11 protein-coding genes are annotated in these 8,483 nt (G+C 66.3%); 10 read left to right on the plus strand and 1 reads right to left on the minus strand.

Translation table 11 applies throughout. The annotated features are described in order from the left end of the window. Nucleotides 1–86 precede the first annotated feature (86 nt). Genes IOC69_RS05780 through IOC69_RS05825 form a run of 10 tightly spaced genes read left to right on the plus strand, consistent with a single transcriptional unit; the run spans nucleotide 87 to nucleotide 7,567 of the window. Nucleotides 87–668 (plus strand): DUF1285 domain-containing protein, encoded by a 582-nt coding sequence (locus IOC69_RS05780; RefSeq protein WP_366935501.1) that lies wholly within the window; start codon nucleotides 87–89, stop codon nucleotides 666–668. Next, entirely contained in the window at nucleotides 665–1,294 is a 630-nt protein-coding gene (locus IOC69_RS05785; RefSeq protein ID WP_290542588.1) for a CoA pyrophosphatase, read from the plus strand. The genes IOC69_RS05780 and IOC69_RS05785 overlap by 4 nt, the downstream gene beginning before the upstream one ends. Beyond that, nucleotides 1,291–2,472: a CCA tRNA nucleotidyltransferase gene (locus tag IOC69_RS05790; RefSeq protein WP_290542589.1), complete on the plus strand. Its 1,182-nt coding sequence runs from the start codon at nucleotides 1,291–1,293 to the stop codon at nucleotides 2,470–2,472. Before IOC69_RS05785 ends, IOC69_RS05790 begins: the two co-directional genes overlap by 4 nt. A gap of 8 nt (nucleotides 2,473–2,480) precedes the next feature. Beyond that, nucleotides 2,481–2,852 carry a cupin domain-containing protein gene (locus IOC69_RS05795; protein WP_290542590.1) on the plus strand — a complete coding sequence of 124 codons (372 nt, stop codon included), beginning with the start codon at nucleotides 2,481–2,483 and terminating at the stop codon, nucleotides 2,850–2,852. Next, complete coding sequence (locus IOC69_RS05800) at nucleotides 2,849–3,604, plus strand: SDR family oxidoreductase (protein WP_290542591.1); 756 nt, start codon at nucleotides 2,849–2,851, stop codon at nucleotides 3,602–3,604. Before IOC69_RS05795 ends, IOC69_RS05800 begins: the two co-directional genes overlap by 4 nt. After that, on the plus strand, nucleotides 3,601–3,999 hold the full coding sequence (folB, locus tag IOC69_RS05805) for a dihydroneopterin aldolase (protein WP_290542592.1): 399 nt from the start codon (nucleotides 3,601–3,603) through the stop codon (nucleotides 3,997–3,999). The genes IOC69_RS05800 and folB overlap by 4 nt, the downstream gene beginning before the upstream one ends. A gap of 43 nt (nucleotides 4,000–4,042) precedes the next feature. Beyond that, nucleotides 4,043–5,953, plus strand: coding sequence for an excinuclease ABC subunit UvrC (gene uvrC, locus IOC69_RS05810; RefSeq protein WP_290542593.1), 1,911 nt, complete (start codon nucleotides 4,043–4,045; stop codon nucleotides 5,951–5,953). Beyond that, the gene (pgsA, locus tag IOC69_RS05815; protein ID WP_290542594.1) at nucleotides 5,950–6,558 is read left to right on the plus strand and encodes a CDP-diacylglycerol--glycerol-3-phosphate 3-phosphatidyltransferase; all 609 of its coding nucleotides are present in this window, start codon (nucleotides 5,950–5,952) and stop codon (nucleotides 6,556–6,558) included. The genes uvrC and pgsA overlap by 4 nt, the downstream gene beginning before the upstream one ends. Further along, nucleotides 6,558–6,809 (plus strand): molybdopterin converting factor subunit 1, encoded by a 252-nt coding sequence (gene moaD / locus IOC69_RS05820; RefSeq protein WP_290542595.1) that lies wholly within the window; start codon nucleotides 6,558–6,560, stop codon nucleotides 6,807–6,809. The genes pgsA and moaD overlap by 1 nt, the downstream gene beginning before the upstream one ends. Next, nucleotides 6,809–7,567 (plus strand): pseudouridine synthase, encoded by a 759-nt coding sequence (locus IOC69_RS05825; RefSeq protein WP_290542596.1) that lies wholly within the window; start codon nucleotides 6,809–6,811, stop codon nucleotides 7,565–7,567. The genes moaD and IOC69_RS05825 overlap by 1 nt, the downstream gene beginning before the upstream one ends. Nucleotides 7,568–7,642: 75 nt before the next feature. Here the strand turns inward: IOC69_RS05825 and IOC69_RS05830 are convergent, their stop codons facing one another. Beyond that, nucleotides 7,643–8,161: a hypothetical protein gene (locus IOC69_RS05830; protein ID WP_290542597.1), complete on the minus strand. Its 519-nt coding sequence runs from the start codon at nucleotides 8,159–8,161 to the stop codon at nucleotides 7,643–7,645. Nucleotides 8,162–8,483 lie beyond the last annotated feature (322 nt).

An 8,483-nucleotide genomic window follows, 5' to 3' on the forward strand; every position in this document is an offset into this window, starting at 1 on the left:
CGGCTCGATTGGTTTCATCCTTGCCGGTCGAGAATGGCCTAAAAGAGGCGCGAAGGACAGTCCGACTCACCTGTAATGACACGAAAATGAACACGGATCAGCGCGATGCCGCCAATCCCCTGAAGGGGCTGGGAGAGGCCCGGAAGGCCAAGGGACCGCCGCCCGTGCACCTGTGGAATCCGCCCTTCTGCGGCGACATCGGCATGCGCATCGCCCAGGACGGCACATGGTTCTACATGAACTCGCCGATCGGGCGGAAACCGCTGGTCCAGCTCTTCGCCTCGGTGCTGCGGCTGGATGCGGACGGGAAATACTATCTCGTCACCCCGGTGGAAAAGGCCGGTATCCTCGTCGATGACGCGCCCTTTACCGCGATCCGCATGCGGGTGGAGGGCGAGGGGCGGGGCCAGATCATCCAATTCGAGACCAATGTGGATGACGCGGTGACGGTCGATGACGCCCACCCCCTGCGCTTTGCCGAGGAGCAGGGCACAGGCGGCCTCAAGCCCTATGTGATGGTCCGCGCCGGGCTTGAGGCGCTGGTCAGCCGGGCATTGTTCTATGACCTGGCTGCGGCGGGCGCGGTGGAGGATGGCTGGTTCGGCGTCTGGTCGTCAGGCCGCTTCTATCCTATGCAGAAGGCCGCCGAGATCGGGCTCGCCTCTTGAGCCTGTTCGACGAGCGGGAATTCCGCGCCCGCGCCACCGGCCGGCTTCATGCCGCGGCCCCGCCCGTCCACGGACTCAGCGACGACGACCTCAATCCCGCCCTGCGGATGATCCCCGCCGACGTGCCGCCCAAACCCGCCGCCGTGCTGGTGCCGCTGGTGCCGCGCGGGGACGGCCTCAACCTGCTCCTGACCGAGCGCCAGCCGCATCTGCGCCGCCATGCCGGGCAGATCGCCTTTCCCGGCGGCCGGATTGACGACACGGATCGCGATGCCGTGGCCGCCGCGCTCCGCGAGACGGAGGAGGAGACGGGGATCGCGCCCGCCTTCGTGGAGCCCATCGGCTTCCTTGACGCCTATCTGACCTCGACGAACTACCGCGTCGCGCCGCTGGTGGCCATGCTGCGCCCCGGCTTCACCGTCACCCCGCAGGAGGCGGAGGTGAAGGACGTCTTCGAGGTGCCGCTCGGCTTCCTGATGGACCCCGCGCATCATCAACGCCATGCGCGCGACTGGCAGGGCCAGACCCGGTATTATTATGCCATGCCCTGGCAGGGGCGCTATATCTGGGGCGCCACCGCCGGCATGATCCGCAACCTCTATCGCCTGATGTACGAAACGCCATGAGCAAGCTTCCCTCCCTCGCCGCCGCAGCGTGGCTCAGGGAGCCCGCGCTGCAGCGCCTCTTCGCCGTGCTCGCCGCGGCTGGCGGCGAGGGCCGCGTGGCGGGTGGCGCCGTGCGCAATGCGCTGCTGGGCGAGGACGTGACGGAGATCGATGTCGCCACCACCCTGTCGCCTGACGCGGTCACCGCGGCCTGCGTTGCGGCGGGCATGGCCGTTCACCCCACCGGATTCGACCACGGCACTGTGACGGTGGTGGCCGGTCACCACCCCTTCGAAGTGACCACGCTGCGCCATGACCTTGAAACCGACGGCCGCCGCGCCAGGGTGGCCTTCACCGGCGACTGGGCGGCCGATGCCCGGCGCCGCGACTTCACCATGAACGCGCTCTACTGCGATGCGCGGGGCACGGTCCATGATTTCGTCAATGGCTGGCCGGACGTGGAGGCCCGCCGCGTCATTTTCGTGGGCGACGCGGAACAGCGCATCGCCGAGGACTGTCTCCGCATCCTGCGCTTCTTCCGCTTCCATGCGCGCTATGGCCATGGCGCGCCCGATGCCGCGGGTCTTGACGCCTGCACGCGCCTCAGGTCCGGGCTCGATCACCTCTCGGCGGAGCGCATCCGGCAGGAGATGTTCAAGCTGATGGCCGCCCCCGGCGCGGCGGAGACGCTGAGGCTGATGGCGGCGCGGGGCATCCTCGCGCGTCTTCTTCCGTATACGGAGGACTGGGGCGTGCTGGAGCGGCTGCCGCCCGATCCGCTGCTGCGGCTGGCGGTCCTGGCGCGGGATCCGCTGTCGATGCCCGGCCGCTGGCGCCTGTCGAACCATGAGGCGCGGCGGCTGGAGGCCGTCGTTTCGCTCATCCCGCCCACGCCCGCGCTGCGCCCCGCGGAACAGCGCATCATCCTCTACCAGACCGGGGCTGCGGCCTGGCGTGACCTTGTGCACATCGCCTGGGCGCGTTCCGGGGCTGCGGCTGACGGCGCCCGGTGGCGGGACTTGCTGGAATTGCCTGATCGCTGGCCCATTCCCAGCCTTCCCGTGGCGGGGAAGGATCTTGTTGCTTCGGGCATGAGCCCCGGACCTGAAATCGGCGCAATGCTGAGGAAACTTGAGGACTGGTGGGTCGCGTCCGATTTCCAGCCCGGCCGCGACGAATTGCTGAAACGGCTGACATAGGGGAACACATGGCCGACATTCTGGTGATGAAGAGCAAGGGCAAGCATGCGCCGCTGCCCGAAAAGGGCAAGCCGGACACGGAAAAGCTCGTCAAGGGCAAGTACCGCACCACCACCTGGAACCATTTCACCGGCGAGGATGACCGGCTCCATTGCGGCATCTGGGAGTCGACGCCGGGCAAGGTGAAGGTGGACTATTCCGAGTGGGAGTTCTGCCATTTCATCGAGGGCAAGGCGATCATCACCAATGAGGAGGGCACGTCCTGGACGCTCCGGAAGGGCGATGCCTTCATCATCCCGGCGGGCTTCAGGGGCACATGGGAAACCGTGAAGAAGGTCAGGAAGCACTACGTCATCCTGCTGCCGAAGCCCTCCGCATGAGGATGTCGGTTCTCGTCACGGGCTCGGCCAGGCGCATCGGCCGCCGCCTGGCGCTCGACTTCGCGAGGGACGGCTGGGACGTGGCCGTCCATTGCAACGCCTCGATCGCGGAAGCCGAAGAGGTGGCGGGCTTCATCCGCGCCATGGGCCGCAACACGGTGATCGTGCGCGGCAACCTGTCCGAGGCCGATGTGCCGGACCGGCTGATCGCGGAAGCTTCCGCCGCGCTGGGCGGCCTCACCTGCCTCATCAACAATGCCTCGCTGTTCGAGCCTGACGAGGTGGGCGCCATCACCAGGGCGAGCTGGGCGGATCATCTCGACACCAACCTGCGCGCGCCTGTGTTCCTGTCCCAGGCCTTCGCCCGGCAGTTGCCGCAGGGCGAAGCGGGCAACATCATCTCGATCATCGACCAGCGGGTGTGGAAGCTGAACCCCAGGTTCTTCTCCTACACCACGTCCAAGTCCGGCCTGTGGACCGCGACCCGCACGCTGGCCCAGGCGCTGGCGCCCAATATCCGCGTCAACGCCATCGGCCCCGGACCCGCGCTTCCCTCGGCCCGCATGGACCAGGCGGAGTTCGACAAGCAGGCGAAACTGACGCTTCTGGGCCGCGGCACGTCGCCGGAGGAGATTTCCGCCGCCGTCAAGTTCATATTGTCACAACCGTCACTGACGGGTCAGATGATCGCGCTGGACGGCGGGCAGCATCTGGTCTGGCAGACACCCGATGTCGTCGAGGTCAATGAATGAAGAAGCCGATGATCAGCCATCACGTGGCGAGCGCCGCCTCGGGCCTCCGCCACGTCTTCGTGCGCGATCTGGACCTGATGGCGCTGATCGGCATCTACGCGCACGAGAAGACGGAGCCGCAGCGCATCATCGTCAACATCGACCTCTCGGTTCAGGAGGGCGAGGGCCCGCAGGACGACGACATCGGCCATGTCGTGTCCTATGAAATCGTGGTGAAGAAGGTCGAGCAGATCGTTGCCGGGGGGCACATCAACCTCGTCGAGACGCTGTGCGAGAAGATCGCCGCCGCCTGCTTGCGCGACAAACGGGTGGTGGCCGCGCGCGTGCGCGTCGAAAAGCCCGACATCATCAAGAATGCCCGCAGCGTGGGCGTCGAGATCGAGCGCCAGAGATAGCAGGGTGCTTTGCCGCACCGCGCCGCGGATGTAGAAAGCCGTCATGACGTCCGAACCCGCCCAGGCGCCCGATGAGTCGCCCCTGCCTGACGCAAGGGGAGCAGGCCTCATCAGGGACTTCGTCACCAGGCTTCCGGCGAGGCCCGGCGTCTACCGCATGTATGACGCCAAGGGCGGCGTCATCTATGTCGGCAAGGCGCGGAACCTCAGGAGCCGCGTTTCGAACTACACCCGCGCCTGGGGCCACACGGCGCGCATCGCCACCATGATCTCGCTCACCGCCAACATGGAGTTCGTCACCACCGCGACCGAGGCCGAGGCGCTGCTGCTGGAAGCCAACCTGATCAAGAAGCTGAAGCCGCGCTTCAACGTGATCCTGAGGGACGACAAGTCCTTCCCCTATATCCTCATCGCCAGGGATCATGACGTGGCGCAGCTGGCGAAGCACCGCGGCGCGCGCAACCGCAAGGGCAGTTATTTCGGTCCCTTCGCCTCGGCGGGTGCGGTGAACCGCGCCATCAACACGCTGCAGAAGGCGTTTCTTCTGCGCACCTGCACCGACAGCGTCTACGCCAACCGCACCAGGCCGTGTTTGCTCTATCAGATCAAGCGGTGTTCGGCTCCTTGCGTCAGCCACATCGCGCCAGAGGCCTATGGCGCGCTCGCGCGGGAGGCGGAAGCCTTTCTCAACGGCAAGAGCCAGACGGTGAAGGCGGAGCTGGCAAGGCAGATGGAGGAGGCCGCCTTGAACCTCGATTTCGAGCGCGCCGCCACCTACCGCGACCGCATCCAGGCCATGAGCTTCGTCACGCAGACGCAAGGAATCAATCCGCAGGGCGTGGAGGAGGCGGATGTGTTTGGGCTTGCCCAGGAGGGCGGACAGACCTGCATCCAGGTGTTCTTCTTCCGCTCCTTCCAGAACTGGGGCAACCGCGCCTATTACCCAAAGGCCGACAAGAGCCACGAGGCCGCGGAGATCATGGCCTCCTTCCTCGCCCAGTTCTATGACGACAAGCCGATCCCCGGCCTCGTGCTTCTGTCGCATGACGTGGAGGAGCGCGAGTTGCTGGAAGAAGCGCTCTCCACCCATGCCGGCCGCCGCATCGAGGTGGCCGTGCCGCAGCGCGGCGAGAAGAAGACGCTTGTCGAGCACGCCGTCACCAATGCGCGCGAGGCGCAGGGCCGCAAGATGGCCGAAACCTCCTCGCAGATGAAGCTGCTCGAGGGCGTGCAGAAGGCCTTCGGCCTGCCCGGGGCGCCGCGCCGCATCGAGGTCTATGACAATTCCCATATCCAGGGCGCGAATCCGGTGGGCGGCATGATCGTGGCGGGGCCGGACGGCTTCATCAGGTCGCAGTACCGCAAGTTCAACATCCGGTCGGAAGAGATCGGCTCCGACGATTTCGCCATGATGCGCGAAGTGCTCACCCGCCGCTTCAGCCGCCTGCTCCGGGAGGAGCCGCAGGAGCGCGGCGCGGAACAGGCGAAAGACGTGCAGGCCTGGCCGGACCTGGTGCTGATCGACGGCGGCCAGGGCCAGCTTTCCGCCGCCAAGGCCGTGCTGGACGGGCTGGGCCTGCCGGACCTGCCTGTGGCGGGTGTCGCCAAGGGGCCGGACCGGGATGCGGGGCGCGAGCATTTCTATGTGCCGGGCCGCCAGTCCTTCATGCTCGAGGCGAGGGACCCCGTGCTTTACTACATCCAGCGGCTGCGCGATGAGGCGCATCGCTTTGCGATCGGCTCGCACCGGGCCAGGCGCTCCAGGGCCATCGGGGTCAACCCGCTGGACGAGGTGCCGGGCATCGGACCCCTGCGCAAGAAAGCCTTGCTGCAAGCCTTCGGTTCGGCCAAAGCGGTGTCACGCGCGAGTGTGACCGACCTCACGGCGGTGGAAGGCGTCAGCCATGCCCTGGCGCAGGCCATTTACGACCACTTCCACGAGAGTGCAGAATGAGCGGCGCAATGGACGGAATGGATTCGGACGGGACGGCGGCCTATTCGAAGGTGTGGAACCTTCCGAACATCCTCACCTATGGCCGCATCGTGGCGGTGCCCGTGGTGGCGGGGCTGCTGCTGTGGGGCGGCAACGAGGCGCGCTGGGCGGCGCTTGGCGTCTATGTGCTGGCCGCCATCAGCGATTTTTTCGATGGCTATCTGGCAAGGCGCTGGCGGCAGCAATCATCCCTCGGCCGCATGCTGGACCCGATCGCCGACAAGGTGCTGGTGGCTGTCGTGCTGCTCGTGCTTTGCGCCGATGACATTCTGCGCGGCGGCCACATCTGGGCGGCCATCATCATCCTCTCGCGCGAGGTGCTGGTCTCGGGGCTTCGCGAATATCTGGGCGAGCTGCAGGTGTCCGTCCCCGTCACCAAGATCGCCAAGTGGAAGACGGCGGTGCAGATGGTGGCCATCGGCTTCCTCATCGCCGGCCCGGCGGGCGACACCGTCATCCCGCTCACCACGGCCGCCGGCATCACGATGCTGTGGGTTGCCGCCGCCCTCACGCTTTACACCGGCTATGACTATTTCCGCGCCGGCATCCGCCACGTCGTCGACTGATGAAGATCCTCTATTTCGCCCGCATCCGGCAGATCGCCGGCAAGAGCTCGGAGGAGGTTGATGTGCCGGCCTCCATCGCCACCGTCGCCGATCTCATCGATCACCTCAGCGCGCGTGACGAAGCCGTGGCCGCGGCACTGGCCGAGCGCCGCACGCTGCGTGCCGCGGTGGACCAGGCCCATGTGGCGCTCGACGCGCCGGTGAGGGGCGCGCGCGAGGTGGCCTTCTTCCCGCCCGTCACGGGCGGCTGATGCGCCTCAACGTTTATCTCCAGAAGGCGGGGGCGGGTTCCCGCCGCGAGGCGGAGCGGCTGGTGGCCGATGGCCGCGTCTCGGTCAACGGCATCAAGGCCACGCCGATCATGCCGGTGGAGGAGGGCGACACCGTGCTGATCGACGGCCGCCCCGTGGCGCCGGAGACAAAGCCGCTGCCGCGCCTGTTCCTGCTCAACAAGCCGGTCGACGTCCTGGTCACCCACCGCGACCACAAGAACCGCAAGACCATCTTCGATCTCCCCGCATTGAACCCGCCGCAATGGACCAGCCGCCACCCGCGGGTGATGAATGTCGGGCGGCTGGACGTGAACAGCGAAGGCCTGCTGGTGCTCTCCTCCGACGGACCGCTGGCCCAGGCCATGATGAACCCGGACAACGCGCTGTCGCGGCTCTACCGCGTGCGCGTGCGGGGCCAGCTGAATCCCGCCGGGATCGAGGCCATTGCCCAGGGCATCGCCATTGACGGCGTCGATTACCGCGGGGCGGAGTTCGTGGAGGAATATGGCCAGGACGGGCGCGCCAACCGCTGGTACCGCTGCGTGCTCACGGAGGGCAAGAACCGCGAGATCCGCAAGCTCTTCGGTCATTTCGGCTGCGTGGTGAACCGCCTCGTGCGCCTGCAATACGGCCCCTTCACATTGGGCGGCATTGAACCCGGCGAAATCCGGGAAGCGCCATCCTCGCAGGTGAAGGCGCTGATGGACGAGCTCGCGAAGAAAGGCGCGAAGCTCTGAGCTTTCCCATTCGCCGCCGCGGCGCGGTGGGGGAGAGGGCAGGCTGAGCAGCCATATGCACCGGGATGAGGCCTCTCATCGCGGCCTGATCTCGATGCGCGCGCCAGCCAGGCGGTCGAGGAGAGCGATCCGCTTCCTGATCGGCCACCAGTCATAAAGGAAGATCTCGAGCGGCCGCCACAGGGCCACCCATCCGAGGATGAACAGACCCTGTTCGGTCATCTGAACGAGGGCCGAGCTTCCGTCCGAATGCCCCAGCAGGTGGATGGTGAGCGTGCAGAGGCCGAGAACCGCCAGTCCGATGGCAAGCGACAGGCGGCCGATCCGGAACAGGTCCCTCAGCCGAAAGCGCGCCTGCGTGGCGCGGTAGCGAAAGGAATTGCTCAGAGCCTCGGGAAGGTCTTGCGACAGATCCCGCTCCGCCTCGCTGCGCGGGAGTTCGATGACCAGCAGCAGCGGGTTGGCCGATCCCAGCTCCTCGGCGGATTCGATGATGTATTCGGCTGCCCTGTCATCCAGGTCGCGGATGTGGAATGGCGACGGATCGAAGGAATTCAGAATCTGTTCCGGCGCGTTGATCTTGATTTCGATCACGGGATCATCCAATCGCGATGCCAGGGGCATGAAAGGGGATTTGCGTTGCCAGTCCCTTGGAGCATGGTCCTTCATTTTCGTCCAGCCCATCGATCCCTGCCCTCATCTTTCCTCTCCCCCACCGGGGTGTACAGACCGGGGGGAGAGGGCAGTTTCAGGCCATATGCGACAGCCGTCCCCGAAAAGGGAGGAAATCATTCCGATTTCAGCTGACCGCCCGGCAATCTAATACTACAGTTGCGTCTGCGTGGTGAGTCTTGCGCGGTAGTGGGCCTCGGCGGCATGGGCTTGGTGAACGCGCCGCCAGAGTGACCAACTGAAC

Source organism: Aestuariivirga sp. (genome assembly GCF_020252405.1).
In the GTDB taxonomy this organism is placed as follows: Bacteria; Pseudomonadota; Alphaproteobacteria; order Rhizobiales; family Aestuariivirgaceae; genus Aestuariivirga.